The sequence below is a fragment of the Paraburkholderia tropica genome (genome assembly GCF_914484835.1).
Taxonomy (GTDB): Bacteria; Pseudomonadota; Gammaproteobacteria; order Burkholderiales; family Burkholderiaceae; genus Paraburkholderia; species Paraburkholderia tropica_A.
This window is the reverse complement of the sequence record NZ_CAJZAR010000063.1, coordinates 26430-44264: the sequence shown is the minus strand read 5'-3', so window position 1 is coordinate 44264 and position 17835 is coordinate 26430. Positions and strand designations below refer to the sequence as shown.

Sequence of the window (17835 nt, the reverse complement as noted above, 5' to 3'; positions counted from 1 at the left end):
CGAGCGGCTCGTCGACGGCGGCCTGCTCGTGCGCGACGGCGAGGATCTCGACGCCACGCCCGCGGGCATCGACCGGCTCGCCGCGTGGGGCCTCGATCTGTCGGCGCTGCGCGCGCGGCGGCGGCGCTTCGCCTGCACCTGCCTCGACTGGAGCGAGCGGCGTCCGCATCTGGGCGGCGCGCTCGGCGCGGCGCTGCTCGATCGCTTCACGGCGAACGGCTGGGTCGAGCGCACGAGCCGTCCGCGCGTGCTGCGCATCACGCCGCTCGGGCAGCGTGAATTCGATGCGTTCGCGCCCGTCTGACGGCATCGTCTGACGTCCCCCGAGCCGCACAAATGCGTCCAAAAATCTGACAAATTTCCGACAACGTCCCGCAAAACCCCGCGATATTCGCAACTTCCATCAAAGTCCACACGTTCTGTTACATATAGTGCATAGCCCATAACAATTGCGTGAGCATGGAAACAGACCGGGCGGATAGAGTGCCTCACATGGCTCCCCGAAATGTTTGGCGGGCCGTGGAGAACCAAAATGACACCGTGCACTTCACCGCTCTCGCCGCTGCGCCGCACGCGCCGCGCGCAGGCTCACACGCTCATCGCCGGCGCCGTGCTCGCCGCCTTCGCGCTCAATCTGGCCAGTCCGCCCGTGCACGCCCAGGCGGCGCCGGGCGCCGTGGCGCAGGCCGGCGATCCGCCCGGACGCGTCGCGCGTCTCGACTACACGGCGGGCGCCGTCACCACCGAACCGGCCGGCGCGACCGACTGGTCCTACGCGCAGCTGAACCGCCCGCTCACCACCGGCGACCAGCTCTGGAACGACACCAACGCGCGCTCGGAAATGCATATCGGCTCGACGGCCGTGCGCATGGGACCGCAGACGAGCGTCAACGTCCTCAATCTCGACGATGCGAGCGCGCAGCTGAAAGTCGCGCAAGGCTCGCTCTCGACGCGCGTGCGCGAACTGCCGCCGGGCAGCGCGTATGAAATCGACACGCCGAATCTCGCGCTCGGCGTGAGCGGTCCCGGCGACTATCGCGTCGACGTCGCGCCCGACGGCAGCAGCACGACCGTGACGGTGCGCAGCGGCAGCGCGACGGTCTACGGCGAGAACGGCCAGACGCCGATGCAGGCGGGCCAGCAGATCCGTTTCGCGGGCACCGATCTGCAACAGGTCGCCAGCGACGCCGCCCCGCCACCCGATGCCTTCGACCAGTGGGCGCTCGCGCGCGACGCCGCCGAGGACCGCTCGGTCTCGGCGCGCTACGTCTCGCGCGACGTGCCCGGCTATCAGGATCTCGACGCCAACGGCACGTGGCGCGACAGCCCGCAGTATGGCGAAGTCTGGGTGCCGAACGCGGTGCCGTCGGGCTGGGCGCCGTATCACGACGGCCACTGGGTCTGGCAGGCGCCTTGGGGATGGACCTGGGTCGACGACGCGCCGTGGGGCTTCGCGCCGTATCACTATGGCCGCTGGGCGCAGGTCGACGATTCGTGGGCGTGGGTGCCGGGCCCGATGGTCGAAGCCGCGCCGCCGGTCTACGCGCCCGCGCTGGTCGCCTTCGTGGGCGGCGGTGGCGGCGGCTCGGACTGGGGCGTGAATCTGGCGATCGGCGGCGCGGCGGCCGCGGGCGTGGCGTGGTTCGCGCTCGGGCCGGGCGAGCCGTGGCATCCGCACTGGGGCGGCTGGAGCCCGCGCTACTACGAGCGCGTGAACCAGAACGTCGTCGTCAACAACTACCGGCGCGACGTGAACATCACGAACATCAACGTGCACAACACGTACGTGAATTACCGCGTGCCGGGCGCGGTGACCGCCGTGCCCGCGACGGCCTTCGTGCATGGCCAGTCGACCTCGCGCTTCGCGCAGCACGTCGATCCGCGTCAGTGGCAGAACGCGCGCATCCAGTCGGGTACGCCGGGCATCGCGCCGGTCAAGGGCAGCTTCGGTCCGAACATGCGCCGCGCCGACTATCGGCCGCCCGCCTCGCTGAATCAGCGTCAGGTGGTCGCGACGCGCGCGCCGGTCGCGCCGCCCGCCTTCCACGACAACCTCGCGCAACGCTTCGCTCACGGCGGCGGCATGGTGCCGGGCGCGGGCGCGCCCGTGGTGCGCGTGTCGGCTCCGTCGCACGCGTCGTTCTCGCCGTTTTCGCCTGCCGCTCACGGCGGCGCGCCACAGCAGAACGTGCGCGTCGTGACGCCCCGCTCGCCGGTGATCGGCGCGGGTGCACGGCCGAACGGCGCGCCGGGCCAGCCTGGCGGCTTCGCGCAGAACCGCGAGGGTGCGCAAAACGGGCCGCGCGGGCCGAATGGCGTGAATGGTCCGAACGGTGCGAATGCCGCGATGGCGTCGATGACGCCGCACGGTCAGCCCGGCACGCCGACGATCGCCGCGAACCGGACGAACGGTCATGGTCCCGACGCCGGTCCTTCGCCTGACTCGCGCCAGGCGCAGCAGCCGCAGGCGATGCAGGCGCCGCGACAACCAGCGCAGCCAGGGCCGCAAGGGCAACAAGCCGCCGAGGGGCATGGCGTGCCGCGTCCGCCGCAGTTCTCGGGTCGTCCAGAAGGCGGACAGCCGCAGGCCGCGATGACTGGCCGTGCGCCGACGGCGGGCGCGCCCGGCGAGGCGCATCAGCCGGTCTGGACCCAGCCGCATACGCCGACGGCGATGCGCGGCCAGCCGGGCGGCAACGAGGCGGGCCGTCCGCAGCAGATGCAGCAACAGATGCCGCAGCAGTCGCTCGCGATGCAGCAGCCGCGCGAGGCCGCGCCGGGACGCACGCCGGAAGCCGCGCCGGGCCAGCCGCAGCGCGCGCCGCAGCCGATGCAGGCACGCCCGGAGCAACCGGCCCAGCAAGCCCAGCCGCGCGCCGACCTCCATCCGCAACAGGCTCAGCAAGCGCAAGCGCGTCAGGAATTCCATCCGCAGCCGCAACCCCAGCCGCAGCAGGCGCGCGTGGAAAGCCGACCGCAACCTCAAGCGCAGCCGCAGGCTCAGCCGCGTCAGGAATTCCGCCCGCAACCGCAGCCTCAAGCGCAGCCGCGCCAGGAGTTCCGTCCGCAACCGCAGCCTCAAGCGCAGCCGCGTCAGGAGTTCCGTCCGCAACCGCAGCCACAGCAGCAGGCACGCCAGGAGTTCCATCCGCAGCCGCAGCCTCAAGCGCAGCCGCGTCAGGAAGCGCCGCGTCCGCAGCCCCAGCCGCAACCGCGCGCGGAAGCGCCGCGTCCTCAACCGCAGCCGCAGCCGCAGCCGCATCAGGAAGCGCCGCGTCCGCAACCGGCGCCGCATCAGCCCGAACACGCGGGCGGCAATCACGACGATCATCGTCACGGTTGACCTGCACGGCGCGCATCGCAGTGCAAAACGGCAACAAAAAAAGCCCGCGAACGTCGCCGTTCGCGGGCTTTTTTATCGGCTTCAGCAACAGGCGCGAGCCGAAATCAACGGTCCGCCCGCCTCGTCGGCAAGCGCCGGTCTCGCGTCACACGGCCATCGGCGCCGTGAGCGGCGCATGGTGGCGATAGCCTTCGAGCGTGAAGTCGGCGGGCTCGACCTTCTCCAGCCACTCGGGTTCGTAGACGCCGGTCTTCGCGTAGTCGGGCACGCGGTCGGCGATCACGAGACGCGGGCTCTCGTAAGGCTCGCGCTCGAGCTGCGCGTTGAGCATGTCGAGCTGGTTCTCGTAGATATGCGCGTCGCCGATGAAATACGTGAACCAGCGCGGCGTATAGCCCGTCAGGCGGCCGACGAGGTGCAGCAGCGCCGCGCCTTCGGTCAGGTTGAACGGCGTGCCGAGGCCCACATCGTTGCTGCGGATGTAGAGGCACAGCGAGATTTCGCGCTTCGCCGCATTCGGCAGGAACTGATAAAGCAGATGGCAGGCGGGCAGCGCGATCTCGTCGAGCTTGGCCGGGTTCCAGCCATGAAACAGAATCCGGCGGTCGGCCGGGTTGTTCATGATGGCGTCGAGGCACTGGCGCAGCTGGTCGATCGCCTTGTAGAGCAGCACTTTCGGGCGGCCGTCCTCTTCGAACGCCGTCACCTGGGCATAGCCGCGCCCGAGCGCGTCGGCGATCTGCGCGCCGGCGTCGGCGTCGAGCACCTTGTACGCCGGCCATTGGCGCCACTGCACGCCGTACACGTCGCCGAGATCGTCGGTGCCGCGGCGGTACGGATTGGCGAGCCACTGGGCGTTGTCGTTCGCGTTGGCGTCCCAGACCTTGCAGCCGAGCGCGCGGAAGTCCGCGGCGTTGCGCGAGGCGCGCAGAAAGCCGACCAGTTCGCCCACGGCCGACTTGAACGCGAGCTTCTTCGTCGTCACGGCCGGAAAGCCTTGCTGGAGGTCGAACTTCAGCATCGCGCCCGGCATGCTGATGGTGCGGATGCCGGTGCGGTTTTCCTGCCAGCTGCCGGTGTCGAGAATCGAGCGGACGAGCTCGAGATACTGTTTCATGCGGAGTCCCTGAGCGGGCGCGCGCGGCGCCCGTGCGGATTCAAAACAGCGATTTTATAGCATGCGCGGCGATCGCCTGCCGGGGCTCCTCGGGAAGCGCCGCGAGCGCGGGCGCGTGTAACCCGATACCGATAGACGCGCGAATCGCACGAGCGCGTCGCGAAAGCGGCATCGGCAAGAGAGCAATCGGGGAAGACAACGAAGAAAACTGCGAGGAAAACCGCGAAGAAAACAGCGATCGGACGCGCGGACACGGAAAGCGCCACGCCATCGACCGGCCGCGTCAGGCGGCGCGCGGCGATCCACGCGGCACCCGACGCCATCCGGTGTGAACGAGTCGGCACGCACAACGCGCCCTCCCATCCACGCGAGCCTGCGCCCCCGCGCACGCCCGCATGCGCCCTGACTCAAACACCCTCATTCGGGCCACGCCGGCCCGTATTCACTGCACAACCGATTGCGCGACACATCGAACAGCAACATCGAACACCCACGTTGCGCACATTTTTTCGGCCGTCGAGCGGCTCCTGGCGCTGGTCTCCCCGATTGCGCGGCCGTTCAGACGGCCCCGCCCCCCGAAACCAGTCCGCCCGGATGCGGCGCGAGCGGATCGCTTTCCATGTGCCGCATGCCATGCGCGCACAGCAGCCGATAGAGCGTCACGCGCGAAATCCCGAGTTCCTGGGCGGCGTCGCCCAGACGGCCGCGATGGCGCAGCAGCGCCAGCTCGATGGCCTGACGCTCGGCGGCCTCGCGCGCCTGCGCGAGCGAGACCGGCACCACTTCGACGTAATCGCCGAGTTCGAGATCGCGCGCCGTGATCGCGCGACCTTCCGACATCACGATGGCGCGCCGCACGCGGTTGATCAGCTCGCGCACGTTGCCGGGCCAGCTGTAGTTGTGGAGCGCCGCGATGGCGTCGGGCGAAAAGCCGCGCAGACGGCGGCTGCCGTCCTTCTTGAAGCGTTCGAGCATGTGACGCGCGAGCAGCTCGATGTCCTTGCCGCGCGCGCGCAGCGGCGGCTCGTCGATCTGCAGCACGCACAGGCGGTGATACAGATCCTGGCGGAAGCGCCCTTCGACCATCGCCGCGCGCATGTCGACGTGCGTGGCCGAGATGATGCGTACGTCGACGGGCTGCGATTGATGGCCGCCCAGCCGCTCGATCTTGCCTTCCTGGAGAAAGCGCAGCAGGCTCGCCTGGCTTTCCATCGGCAGGTCGCCGATTTCGTCGAGGAACAGCGTGCCGCCGTTGGCCGCTTCCACGCGGCCGATCTTGCGCTGGCTCGCGCCGGTGAACGCGCCGCGTTCATAGCCGAACAGCTCGGACTGCAGCAGATGCGGCGGAATCGCGCCGCAGTTGATGGGGATGAAAGGCGCATTGCGGCGCGACGAACGCTCGTGGATCGCCACCGCCGTGAGTTCCTTGCCGGTACCGGATTCGCCCGAGATGAAGACGGGCGCGTCGGTCATCGCGACCTTGCGGATCGAGCGGAACAGCGCGAGCATCGCCTCGCACGAGCCGACCATTTCGCCTTCGGTGCCGCCCGTGGTGTCGTTCGACGCGTTCTCGACCAGCGAGACCATGCCATAGGCGTGACCGACCGAATCGACGATGCGGTCGCCGCTCCACGGCACCGTTACGTAATCGAAACAGTAGTCGCGCACGAGCCGGCGCAGATTGGCGTCCTGCAGTTGCCCGGTGGTGGTCGCGGCGACCCAGCCCACGTTGGGCAACGTGAGGCACGGCTCGAAGGCGCCGATTTCGTGCAGATGGAACTGGCTCGACAGATCCAGCAGGCCGCCCGCAGGCAGGCCCGCGCGCAGCGCCCGCCGCGCGTCCCGTGCATTGCCGACAATCTCCACTTGCCAGCCGCGCTCGTGGAACCGCTCGTTCAGCGCCTCATTGGGATTGCGCGTCACGTAGACCAATTGCCGCGTTGCGGATTCCATTATTCAGATCCTCTTGCCAACACATCGTTGCGGAATGACGGCACGCACCTGATGTACAGACACGCAGCAAGGACTGCGCTCCACCCCTGTTCAGACGAAGGCGAGAGACAGAACTTTTTGCTGACGTTGAATCCCCGAGCTGCGGCGTGTGTGTCAACGTGCCCATGCGTGGGCTTTAGTTATCTGTTATCGGCATTACGCGTTTTTCTGAAGCTTACTATATGCGCCCGGGAGTTGAACAGGATTTATGCGACGTGAATGCATAAGGGTTCGATGGAAATGCTTCCAGGCCCTTGGCGTTGATACGTAAGAGGAAAATTATTCGCATACATGGCGCAATTGACGTTCCCAACGTACCGAAATTACGTAACGCGTTACGCGTAACACGTAATTCAAAAACCTGCCTCGCAAACGTTCTCCGCTGAAACTCACAGACGGATTTCAGCGCTTTAAAGAGGGTGACGTTTCAGCGCTGAAACATTTTCGCGAAAATCCGCAATTCAAAATCCGCAGAAAATAACAGGAACCCCGGCGTATCAATGGATTGCGTGGCATGGCACACGTTTCGCTAAATGAGTCGCACCAGGAGATACGCCATGCGACCCAATCACCCGAACGTCCGGCGCAGTGTCATGAGCTACGGTTCCGCCCTCGCGGCCGTGCTGATTCCCGCCGTACTGCTCGTCCCGCTGTTCGTCCTTTCGCCGGCCGTGTGCGCCCAGAGCGCCACCGACGCAGCCGGTGCGGGCGCAACCGCCGCGCACGACGCGCTGACCGTGAGTGCAGCGAGCGCGGATGTCGTTTCTGCAACAACCGCTCCAATCGCAGTCGCCGCGTCGGCCGATCCCGCCAACGCACCCGCGACGCTCAAGGCCGACCCGCTGACCGCCGACATCGGTCCGAACCCGAGCCAGCCCCAGACCGAGGCGCAAAACCATAACGACGACAGCTGGAACGGCAGCGCGCCGCTGGCCGCCGATCCCGGCCAGGCCGGCGACCACGGCGACGACGGCGTCCTCGCGGGCGTCGGCATGCTCGACGACCAGACGCTCGCCCGCCAGCGCGGCGGCGCCGTGGGCATGGTGATGGTCGCCGCCACGCCGCAACTGATGCGCGGCGGCAGCGTGACGCTGTGGGACGAGATCGCACCGCCCACGCCGATCCCGATTCCGGTCGATAGCCAGGCGGCCCAAGGGAACACCGCCAGCTACTTCCGCCGCTAGCCGGCACGACGGCAGAACGACGGAAGCCTGACAACCAGACGCAATCATCGCGAACTAACCGCGCCGTTCGTGGCGCGGACCGGGAGCGGCGCGCACAGGACGCCGCCCCGAGTGGAGACGGAGACCAGCATGAACGAACGCCTTACGGCGCCCGTGACGGGCGCGTGTCGCCCGCGCATCGCCGCAGCCGTGTGCGGCGCCTGCGCCGCCCTGCTCGCGGCGAGCGCCGGCGCACAGCAGGTGACCAATCCCGGCGACATCATCATCGAGCGCAACATCACGCCGCGCAGCGCGTTCGACACCGTGCCCAAGAGCCAGGATCCGGTCGCCGTGCGCGCCACGACCTTCCCGAAGAACAGTTTCGATCCGGCCATCGCCCAGCTCGTTTCGGACACCGACCTCACCAATGCGCGCGGTTCGAGCGGCGTCAACACGGGCGCCGCGCTCGGCGGCGGCGGCGCGGGCATGCAGGCCGTCACGCGCATCCTCGCGGGCAACCAGACCGGCGGCAACGTGCCGCTCGGCGCGGGCGCCCAGGCGGGCGGCGGCGGCCTCGGCGCCACCATTTCCTCCTCGGTGACGAGCGCGCTCGCGCCGCTCACCGGCGCACTCGGAGCGCTCAAATGAACTCACGTCTGAGCGGACGTCCGGCTGCCCCACTCTCCCGTCTTGGTGCCGCGCTTGCGCTCGGCGCCGCGCTGGCCGCCAGCGGCGCGGCGCACGCCCAGGCCGTCGTGAGCGGCTATTCGGTGATCGCCCCGGGTGCCGGCACCGGCGTGACCGGCGCGCTCGCGGTGAACGAGACCTCGGGGCTGAACAACGCGCAAGCGAACCAGTTGACGATCGCCACCGGCGGCACCGTGGTCGTCAACGGCAACTTCATTTCGCAGGATGCGGGCGCCTCGGCGCGGCTGAACAACGCCACGGCCACGATCGGCAGCAACGCATTTGCGAACACGTCCGGCGCGGTGATGGTGAACCAGTCGGCGGGCGTGGCGAATCTCCAGAGCAACAGTGCGCAGATCGGCACTGCCGCGATGGGTGTTGAAACCGTCTCGGATGGCGATCTGTCCGCGGCGGCTGCGTCGAACGGTGGTAGGGGGCAAATGGTGCAGACCAGTGGCATTCGTGAAGCCGGTATTTCCAGCTCGGCTTTCAGGAATGCAACGGGTCTCGTGCAGGTGAACCAGACCGCTGGCGCCGGTAACGCTACGGCAAATAGTTTTGTGCTCCGTCCCCCGGCGGGCACTCTTTTCTAACTGACGATCAGTATCGGAGCGAAATCATGAAGCGCACTCTCATTGCTGCAGCTGTCCTCGCCGCCGTTTCCGGTAGCGCCCTCGCAAGCCCGAAAGATCCGTACATCTTCAATGCCACCATCGTCGGTGAACGCGTGGGCATCGAAGGCTGGATCACGCTGTTCGGCTGCGTGAGCGTCAGCAGCACGGCAGGGGCCGTGGTCAACAACAACCAGATGGTCACGTCGAACAACATTTCGATGAAGCCGAACCCCGCGAACTACACGAGCGGCTCGATCACGACGCACGTCAACAACTCGTACACCTCGGCCAAGGGCGGCGGCTCGGCCTTCGTCGATGTGTCGACGTGGAGCTCGTCGAAGCAAACCAGCGCCCAGGGCTCTCAGGCTTCGGCCGGTTACGTCTATGGCCAGCAGAGCAAGCAGGTCCAGGGCGGCGGCTATGAATACAGCCAGCAAAGCGCCGGGATCGGCGGCTACTTCTACAACACGCAGCAAAGCCAGGGCGCGCATATCTCCGCCAGCGGCAAGGCTAGCGGCTCGCTGAGCTACGTCGCCTACAACGGCCGTCACTCGGGCTACGACGCCTTCCAGGCCAAGGGCAGCCTGTCGGCCGGCTACAACGAATCGAGCTACGCCAAGGGCTCGGGCGTCGGCGGCTACTTCGAAGCGACGGAAGGTTCGGGTCAGGGCAAGAGCTGGTCCTATCAGGCCAAGGAAGGTTCGGGCTACGTAGCATATGGCGAGCAGTCGTCGAGCTACAAGGACACGTCGTCGAAGACCAATAAGGGCGGCTCGATCAAGTGGGGCATCGACTCGTCGCTCGCCACGACCGACGTGACGGTGACGGGCTCGGTCACGCAGCACTTCAACAACCAGCCGGCCAACACGCTGACGGCCACGACCGGTGACGGCGCAGCCAAGGGCGCTTCGGGCAACATCGGCGTGAACATCGCCGAAGGCGTGAACAACGCGCAGAGCAACGACGCTTCGCTCGCCGCCGTCGACGCGGGCAACGTGTTCGGCAACGCGCAGATCTTCAACACGCAATCGTCCGGCGGCAACGTGAAGGTGAACAACTACGTGCTCAACGCCGGCGTCGGCAACAACGCCCTGGCAGGCGCCACCGGCAACATCGGCGTGAACGTGGCCTCGGGTGTCGGCAACGCGCAGAACAACAGCCTGGCTGCTTCGACCACGACGAGCGGCGCCAACGCGTCGTATGCGATGGTCGCGACCGACCAGACGAGCCAGACCGCGAATACGTCCTTCCAGGGCAGCTTCGCCGGTACGGCCATGCTGGGTTCAGGCGCGCTCGCCAACGCAACCGGCAACATCGGCGTGAATATCGCCGGCGGTGTCGGCAACGTCCAGCACAACGGCCTCGCCATCGCGGCCATGAGCGTGCCGGTCGTCGGCAAGTAAGCAGCAAGCGAGCAGTCTTCAGGGGTAGTGCACGCGTCGGCTGCGGCAACGCCGGCCGACGCGTTCAACAGCAGGAGACCTCCATGTCCGGGCCTTTGTCGTCCCCGGCGTCCAGGGTGTGCCTTGTCGCGCTGACGTTCGCCGTCACCGCGGCTTTCGCACCTTGCCGCGCGCAATCGAGCATCGACGCCACGCATCTGATCGGCGTGCCGGTGAAGATGCCCGTGCGGTCGATGAAGGACATCCGCTACTCCAGCATCGTCAATCAGCAATACGACTACAGCTGTGGTGCGGCCGCGCTCGCGACGCTGCTCAAGTACGGCTACGGAATCGACATTCCGGAGCCCGAAATGATCCGCCGCATGATGGTGTTCTCCACGCCCGAAGTGGTCGTCAAGAACGGCTTCTCCATGCTCGACATGAAGAAGTTCGTCGAGACGGTCGGACTGCGCGGGCGAGGCTTTCGCGTCAACACCGACGCGCTCTATCACCTGCAGATTCCCGTGCTCGTGCTGATGAACATCGACGGCTACGAACACTTCGTGATCGTCAAGCACGCCGAGAACGGCCGCGTGTTCATCGCCGACCCCGCGCTTGGCAATCGCATCGTCGCCGAGGACGACTTCGCGAAGACGTGGAATGGCCTCGTCTTCGCCGTGCTCGGCAAACCGTTTCTGGAGGACTCTCCGCTGTTGCAGAACAACGAGTCGCTGGCGCTGAAGCTGCGTGAAAACGCCCTGCTCAACGGCACGGCCGCGACGCCCTTCTTCGAATACGGCCTCGACAAGGCCGTCATGTTCTGAATCACACAAGAGTCATGAACCGCAACCTCTCCCAGTGTGGCATCGCGGCAGGCATCTGCGCGCTCGCCTGCGCGTATGCGAGTGGTGCATCGGCCGCCGAAAGCCTCGCCGCGACCCAGGCCGCCACGCCTGCGTTCCTGTCGGCGGGCGGCGTCGATGCGCAGCCTGTGCGCTGCGAACCCGTCGGCGACGACGTGCTCGCCCATCAGTCCGGCAAGTACGCCGGCAGCAACATGATCTCCGGCTTCGTCCTCACCGTGCTGTCGCAATGGCAGCTGCCGAACGGCGCGAGCGCCGTGGCGCAAGGCTCGCTGTCGGTCTCGCAGAACACCGCGAACCAGCTGAGCGCGAGCGTGCAGAGCCTCGCGAAAGTGACCGATCCGGTCGGCACGAACGCGGGCAACAGCGGCGCCTCGCCGAACGCATCGGCCAACGGCGGCCAGAACCTGATGATCAACGGCGTCTCGCAGATCACCCAGGTCGCCGGCAACAGCAACGTGGGCGTCAACGGCGCGACCATCGACTTCGCGAATCCGGCCGCGCAGCTCGCGGGCCAGGCCGGCATGAACCAGTCGAGCGCCTCGGCGCAGAACGCGAACGGCACCATCCGCGCCGGCATCGCGTTCGGCAGCAACGGCATCAACGTGACGCTGCAGACGCCCGCGGGCGTCGCGACGCAGAACATCGTCCCGAGCGGCGCGCAACAAGCCGGCGCGATCGCCCAGCTGCTGCAGATCGCGGGCAATAACCAGAAGGTCGCCAATCAGTTGCAGCTCAATCTGCAGACGCAGCAGATGAGCGCGCAAATGATCCGGCAGAGCGGCGTGCTGCAGGCGCTGCGCAATGTTCGCTGACGACGGGGCCAAAGAGCGGGGCCAAAGAGCGGGGCTAAAAGCTGGGCTAACCGGCGAAGCAAATCAGGAAGCGAACGACATAACGAACAACGAAGCGAACAACGAAGCAAACGAAAAAGCGAACGAAGAAGCCAACAACGGGCGCCAAAAGAAACACCAAGCGAAACACCGAGGAAACACCGAAAGAACACTGACAACGCGTACCGACAACGAGCATCGAGAACACGCAGCACCTTGACCGCCAGCAACCAGCAACGCCGGACCGTCCATCCGCCAACGACGGTCCGAGCGAGGAGACCAGCAAGGAGACGACAACGCGGGCAACGGCCCCGCGCAGAAGCATCGGGAAAGTGCATCGACGTGCGCGGGCGCGGAACCAGGGGGTTTCGTCATGCGCCCGCTTTCGATCCGGGGGAAGAACAATGAACATGATGTCCAGAACGGCGGCGCCGCGATTTTCGCTCGCCGCCATTCCAGCAGCAGTCCTGCTTTTGACGCTCGCGCAAACCGCCAACGCGCAAGCCCTGCAAGGCCAGTCGATCGAGGACCGGCTCAATACGCTGATGCGCGTGGTCGACGAGCAGCAGCGTCAGATCCAGTCGCTCGAGCGTCAGGTGACGAACCTCGAAATGGCGCAGCGCGGACGCGGCGTGCCGGGCGCGGGTGCGCCCGAGGGCGCCGCGCTCGTCGGCGAGCAGCCCGGCGCCGACGGCCTGCCGGTGCCGCTGCCGCCGCTCGCCCAGGCGCTGCCCGGCGCCAACGCGCCCGGCGCGCTCACCGGCACCGCCACCGGCGTGCCCGTCAATCCGCCCTCGCCCGACGCCGGCGCGACCAGCGGCGCGACCGGCGCTTCCGCCGCGAGCGGCCCGCAGCAAGGTGCGCCGGTCGGCGTGAATCCGACCGTCGGCGAAACGCAGAAGGACGCGCAGCCGACCCGCACCCAGGCCGAGCAGGCCGTCGTCGAGCGCGAGCATGCGCCGCTGTTCGACCACAAGCTCACGCTCGACTGGGGGATCAGCGACACCTACTACGATCGCCGCCAGCTTCAGCTCTCGGGCTTCCTCGCGCTCGACGCGATCTTCCTCGGCAACATCAACCTCGGTCAGACCAAGTCTCACCAGGTGATGGCCGATCTGGACGTGCGCTACGGTCTCACCGACCGCATGAGCATCGACGTGGACGTGCCGTACATCTACCGCCACAGCAGCTTCATCGTCGGCGGCGCGGGCGGCGCGGCAAGCTCGCTCTCCGATGCGTCGGTGAACTCGAACGCGATCGGCGACGTCAACTTCGGGCTCTACTACCAGTTCCTGAAGGAAACCAACAACATGCCCGACGTGGTCGGCAGCCTGCGCGTGAAAACGCCCACGGGCACCTCGCCGTTCGGCATCAAGGTCGTACAGCTCACGCCCGACAACACCAACCTCGTCGCGCCCAGCAAGCTGCCCACCGGCACGGGCTTCTGGAACGTCACGGCGGGACTCTCGGTGCTCAAGACCTACGACCCGGTCGTGCTGTTCGGCAGTTTTTCGTACACCTACAACATCTCGCGCTCGTTCTCCGATATCTCGTCGGTGGTGGGCCAGACGCAGCCGGCCGAAGTGAAGCTCGGCGACATCATCCAGTTCGGCGGCGGCGTCGCGCTCGCGTTCTCCGACAAGGATTCGGCCAGCATCTCCTACACGATGGCGATCGAGCCGCAGTCGAAGACCAAGGCGCCGGGCGGCGGCTGGAGCGGCGTGCCGGGCAGCGAGACGACCGCCTCAGTTCTCAATTTCGGCCTGAATCACGTGGTCAACAAGCACCTGACGATCAACGGCGCGGTGTCGGTGGGCCTCACGCCCGACGCGCCGAACTTCGTCGTCGGCGTGCGCTTCCCTTACACCTTCTGATGAACACGAGGCCGATCGTGCGCGAACCCTCACCTCTGAGCGCCACCGTGACATCTTTCGCCAGCGCGAGCCAGCGGCTCGCCTTGACCGCCGTCCAGCAGCCGTCCTCCGCCGCGCGGCCGGGCAAGGCGGCGCCGGACGTGGCCGTGACAGGCGTCGCTGCGTCGGGCGCCGCTGCGTCGGGCGCCGCTGCGCTCGCGAGCGACGCGCGGCCCGCGGCCGAGCTGGAGCGCGTGCTGCTGTACGTCGCGCGCACGCCCGACACGCAGTTGAGCGCGCATCTGAAAAGCCGCGGCTGGCAGGTCACGACGGCCAAGACCGCGCACGAGGCCGCGCGTCTCGTGAAGGCCGAACCTGCCTGCGCCGGCATCGTCGATCTGACCGGCTTCGCGCCGCGCGACATCGCCGGACTCGAAGCGGCGCTGAGCCTTCAGCAGGTCGGCTGGATCGCGCTGACCGACGCACAGCGTCTCGCCGACCGCGACGTGCGCCGCCTGATCCGCCACTACTGCTTCGACTACGTCCACCTGCCGGTCGCGCACGCGACGCTGGACTATCTGGTGGGCCACGCGTTCGGCATGGTGACGCTCTGCGACCTCGACGCAACGCCCGCCGCGGCCGCGAGTCAGGACGAAGACGAGATGGTCGGCACCTGCGAAGCGATGCAGCAGCTCTTTCGCACCATCCGCAAAGTGGCGAACACGGACGCGACCGTGTTCATCTCGGGCGAATCGGGCACCGGCAAGGAGCTGACGGCGCTGGCGATTCACGAGCGCTCGCCGCGCCGCAAGGCGCTGTTCGTGCCGATCAACTGCGGCGCGATTCCGCATCATCTTCTGCAATCCGAACTATTCGGCTACGAACGCGGCGCGTTCACGGGTGCGAACCAGCGCAAGATCGGCCGCGTGGAAGCGGCCAACGGCGGCACGCTGTTTCTCGACGAAATCGGCGACCTGCCGATGGAAAGCCAGGCGAGCCTGCTGCGCTTTCTCCAGGAAGGCAAGATCGAACGGCTCGGCGGGCGCGAGCAGATTTCCGTCGACGTGCGCATCATTTCGGCGACCCACGTCGACCTCGAAGCCGCGATGCGCGACGGGCGCTTCCGCGCGGACCTGTTCCATCGGCTGTGCGTGCTGCGCGTCGACGAACCGCCGCTGCGCGCGCGCGGCAAGGACATCGAAATCCTCGCCCATCACGTGCTGCACAAGTTCAAGCAGGACAGCGCGCGGCGCATTCGCGGCTTCACGCCCGACGCGATCGAGGCCATGTACAACTACACCTGGCCCGGCAATGTGCGCGAGCTGATCAACCGCGTGCGCCGCGCGATCGTGATGGCCGAGAGCAAGCTCATTTCCGCCGACGACCTCGACCTCGGCCAGTTCTCCGAGCAGGAAACGATCACGCTCGCGGCCGCGCGCGAAGCCGCCGAAAGGCGCGCGATCGAAGCGGCTTTGCTGCGCCATCGGCATCGTCTGAACGAGGCGGCCGTCGACCTCGGCATCTCGCGCGTGACGCTCTACCGGCTCATGGGCACGCACGGCCTGCGCGACGAAAAGACGATCTTCGGCGGCGAGGCCGAGAACCAGCCGGAAGCCGCGCCGGGTGAAGCGGAATGAGCGAGCGATAAGCGCCGAATGAGCACGAAGCGAGCGCCGAATGAGCACGCAGCGAGCGCCCCGCGGCGGCGGGCCGGCGGGGGCGCGCACGGCGTCGGGTAGAATCGAAGCGGTTGACCTTTCAAACCTTTTGCACTTCGACTCTCGATGACGACGCTCACCCTGATCGTCGCTCGCGCCCGCAATGGCGTGATCGGCCGCAACAACGAGTTGCCCTGGCGCCTGCCCGAAGACCTCGCCTTCTTCAAGCGCACCACGATGGGCGCGCCCATCGTCATGGGCCGCAAGACGCACGAATCGATCGGCCGCGCGCTGCCGGGCCGCCGCAACATCGTCGTGACGCGCGACGCCGCGAAGCGCTTTCCGGGCTGCGACACGGCCACGAGCCTTGAGGAAGCGCTCGCGCTCGCCGCGCAGGATCAGGCACCCGAGGCGTTCCTGATCGGCGGCGCGCAGCTCTACGCGGAAGGCATCGCGCTCGCGCAGAAGCTGATCGTCACCGAGATCGCCGCCGACTTCGAGGGCGACGCGCACTTCCCCGCGCCCGATCCGGCCGTCTGGCAGGAAACCGCGCGCGACACGCTGCACGGGAGTGCGCCCAACGATTTCGATTTCGCCTTCGTGACGTACGAGCGGCGGGATTGAGGGGGCCGATCCGGCTCGCCCAAACAAAAACGGCACGCCCAGGCGTGCCGTTTTCCATTCGCGCGCCTGAAACGCGCGCGCGCTTGACTACCCTTGCTGTGCCTTACTGCCCCGCCACCGTCATGCGCTCGATCAGCACCGAGCCAGTCTGACGCGTGCCGCGCGCGAGCGTGTCGGCGCCCACCGCGACGATGTGGTGGAACATTTCCTGAAGCGTCGACGCCACGGTGATTTCCTCGACCGGATACTGGATCTTGCCGTTCTCGACCCAGAAGCCCGACGCGCCGCGCGAATAGTCGCCCGTCACGAAGTTCACGCCCTGCCCCATCAGCTCGGTCAGCAGGAGGCCCGTGCCGAGCTTCTTGAGCATGGCTTCGAAGTCGTCCTCGGGCTTCGTCAGCGAGCTTTGCAGTTGCAGGTTGTGCGAGCCGCCCGCGTTGCCGGTGGTCTGCATGCCCAGCTTGCGCGCCGAATACGACGAGAGGAAATAGCCCTGCACCACGCCGTCCTTGACGACTTCGCGGCGCTGCGTGCGCACGCCTTCCTCGTCGAACGGCGCGCTGCCCGCAGCGCGCGGCACGTGCGGGTCTTCGATGATCTGGATATGCGGCGCGAACACCGGCTTGCCGAGGCTGTCGACGAGGAACGACGTCTTGCGATACAGCGCGCCGCCGCTCACGGCCTGCACGAACGCGCCGAGCAGACCCGCCGCCAGCGGCGCCTCGAACAGCACCGGCACCTTGCGCGTGTCGAGGCCGCGCGCGTTCAGGCGCGACAGCGCGCGCTCGGCGGCGTAGCGGCCCACCGCTTCGGGCGAGGCCAGCTCGCCCGCGCTGCGCCGCGAGGTGTACCAGTCGTCGCGCTGCATGCTGCGGCCCGAGCCCGCGATGGGCGCGCACGCGACGTAGTGGCGCGAATACGGATAACCGTGGATGAAGCCGCCCGAGGTGGCCAGCACGAACTGCGAATGCTGCGCGGACACGCTCGCGCCTTCCGAGTTGGTCACGCGCGGATCGGTGGCGAACGCGGCGTCTTCGGCGCGGCGCGCGATGTCGACGGCCTCGTCGGCGGTCAGGCTCCACGGATGATAGAGGTCGAGGTCGCGCGGCGCGGTTTCCAGCAGATCGCGCTCGGCGAGGCCCGCGCAGTCGTCGTCGGCGGTGAAGCGCGCGATGTTGTACGCGGCCGCCACGGTGTCCTTGAGCGCCTGCGCGGAGAAGTCCGAGGTGCTCGCGTTGCCGCGCTTGTTGCCGATATAGACGGTCACGCCGACCGACTTGTCGCGGTTATGCTCGATGGTTTCGACTTCGCCGCGCCGCACGGAAACCGACAGGCCGTCGCCTTCGGAGATCTCGGTCGCTGCGTCGCTCGCGCCGAGCGTCTTCGCGTGACGGAGAATGTCCGACGCGATCTCCTTGAGTTCGTCCTGGGTGTGCGGGAAAAAACGTTGCCGGGCTTCGATGTCTGCAGCCATTGTCGTTACGGTCCGGTTTCGGGCCAGGCGGCCCGCTTGTCGTGTGTCGGAGGTGTCGCATCAGGCGCCCTTGCTTCTGGCGCGTTCCGCGATCATAGCAAGGTATGCGAACGCGCACCCAGCACCACGGGCGCGCGACGGACACAGGCAGACTCGCACCGCCTCGCGGGTCACGCACGGGCGCGCTGGCGTGCGTGCGCGGCCCATCCGTCCGATGCCGCCTCGCGCGCAC

Annotated in this window: 14 protein-coding genes and 1 pseudogene; 12 read left to right on the top strand and 3 right to left on the bottom strand. The window is 67.5% G+C overall.

Annotation, left to right across the window (positions count from 1 at the left end):
- Both LDO54_RS23360 and LDO54_RS23355 read left to right on the top strand, forming a co-directional pair.
- Positions 1–304 (top strand): annotated as a pseudogene (locus LDO54_RS23360) (transcriptional regulator); the annotation flags it as partial.
- A 228-nt stretch (positions 305–532) separates the two neighbouring features.
- On the top strand, positions 533–3343 hold the full coding sequence (locus LDO54_RS23355) for a DUF6600 domain-containing protein (RefSeq protein ID WP_224013043.1): 2811 nt from the start codon (positions 533–535) through the stop codon (positions 3341–3343).
- Between the two features lie 145 nt (positions 3344–3488).
- On the opposite strand, the gene LDO54_RS23350 is transcribed toward LDO54_RS23355, so the two are convergent.
- Both LDO54_RS23350 and LDO54_RS23345 read right to left on the bottom strand, forming a co-directional pair.
- Positions 3489–4460, bottom strand: coding sequence for a thymidylate synthase (locus LDO54_RS23350; protein ID WP_224013042.1), 972 nt, complete (start codon positions 4458–4460; stop codon positions 3489–3491).
- A gap of 558 nt (positions 4461–5018) precedes the next feature.
- Positions 5019–6413 carry a sigma-54 dependent transcriptional regulator gene (locus LDO54_RS23345; protein WP_224013041.1) on the bottom strand — a complete coding sequence of 465 codons (1395 nt, stop codon included), beginning with the start codon at positions 6411–6413 and terminating at the stop codon, positions 5019–5021.
- Positions 6414–7045: 632 nt separating this feature from the next.
- On the opposite strand from LDO54_RS23345, the gene LDO54_RS23340 reads away from it, so the two are divergent.
- The 10 genes from LDO54_RS23340 to LDO54_RS23295 all read left to right on the top strand — a co-directional run bounded on the left by LDO54_RS23340 (position 7046) and on the right by LDO54_RS23295 (position 16129).
- On the top strand, positions 7046–7636 hold the full coding sequence (locus LDO54_RS23340; protein ID WP_224013040.1) for a hypothetical protein: 591 nt from the start codon (positions 7046–7048) through the stop codon (positions 7634–7636).
- 129 nt (positions 7637–7765) lie between these two features.
- Positions 7766–8263: a hypothetical protein gene (locus LDO54_RS23335; RefSeq protein WP_224013039.1), complete on the top strand. Its 498-nt coding sequence runs from the start codon at positions 7766–7768 to the stop codon at positions 8261–8263.
- Complete coding sequence (locus tag LDO54_RS23330; RefSeq protein ID WP_224013038.1) at positions 8260–8895, top strand: hypothetical protein; 636 nt, start codon at positions 8260–8262, stop codon at positions 8893–8895. Before LDO54_RS23335 ends, LDO54_RS23330 begins: the two co-directional genes overlap by 4 nt.
- Positions 8896–8921: 26 nt before the next feature.
- Positions 8922–10319: a hypothetical protein gene (locus LDO54_RS23325; RefSeq protein ID WP_224013037.1), complete on the top strand. Its 1398-nt coding sequence runs from the start codon at positions 8922–8924 to the stop codon at positions 10317–10319.
- Between the two features lie 83 nt (positions 10320–10402).
- Positions 10403–11122 (top strand): C39 family peptidase, encoded by a 720-nt coding sequence (locus LDO54_RS23320; RefSeq protein ID WP_224013036.1) that lies wholly within the window; start codon positions 10403–10405, stop codon positions 11120–11122.
- Between the two features lie 14 nt (positions 11123–11136).
- On the top strand, positions 11137–11976 hold the full coding sequence (locus LDO54_RS23315; RefSeq protein WP_224013035.1) for a peptidase C39: 840 nt from the start codon (positions 11137–11139) through the stop codon (positions 11974–11976).
- A complete protein-coding gene (locus LDO54_RS23310) occupies positions 11966–12214 on the top strand; it encodes a hypothetical protein (RefSeq protein ID WP_224013034.1) in 249 nt (82 codons plus the stop codon). Before LDO54_RS23315 ends, LDO54_RS23310 begins: the two co-directional genes overlap by 11 nt.
- Before the next feature lie 193 nt (positions 12215–12407).
- Positions 12408–13868 (top strand): hypothetical protein, encoded by a 1461-nt coding sequence (locus tag LDO54_RS23305; protein WP_224013047.1) that lies wholly within the window; start codon positions 12408–12410, stop codon positions 13866–13868.
- Positions 13868–15484 carry a sigma 54-interacting transcriptional regulator gene (locus LDO54_RS23300; protein WP_436975660.1) on the top strand — a complete coding sequence of 539 codons (1617 nt, stop codon included), beginning with the start codon at positions 13868–13870 and terminating at the stop codon, positions 15482–15484. The genes LDO54_RS23305 and LDO54_RS23300 overlap by 1 nt, the downstream gene beginning before the upstream one ends.
- A gap of 147 nt (positions 15485–15631) precedes the next feature.
- Positions 15632–16129, top strand: a complete 498-nt coding sequence (locus LDO54_RS23295) for a dihydrofolate reductase (protein WP_224013032.1) — start codon at positions 15632–15634, stop codon at positions 16127–16129.
- 103 nt (positions 16130–16232) lie between these two features.
- Here the strand turns inward: LDO54_RS23295 and pmbA are convergent, their stop codons facing one another.
- The gene (gene pmbA, locus LDO54_RS23290) at positions 16233–17603 is read right to left on the bottom strand and encodes a metalloprotease PmbA (protein WP_224013031.1); all 1371 of its coding nucleotides are present in this window, start codon (positions 17601–17603) and stop codon (positions 16233–16235) included.
- Between the last annotated feature and the right edge of the window lie 232 nt (positions 17604–17835).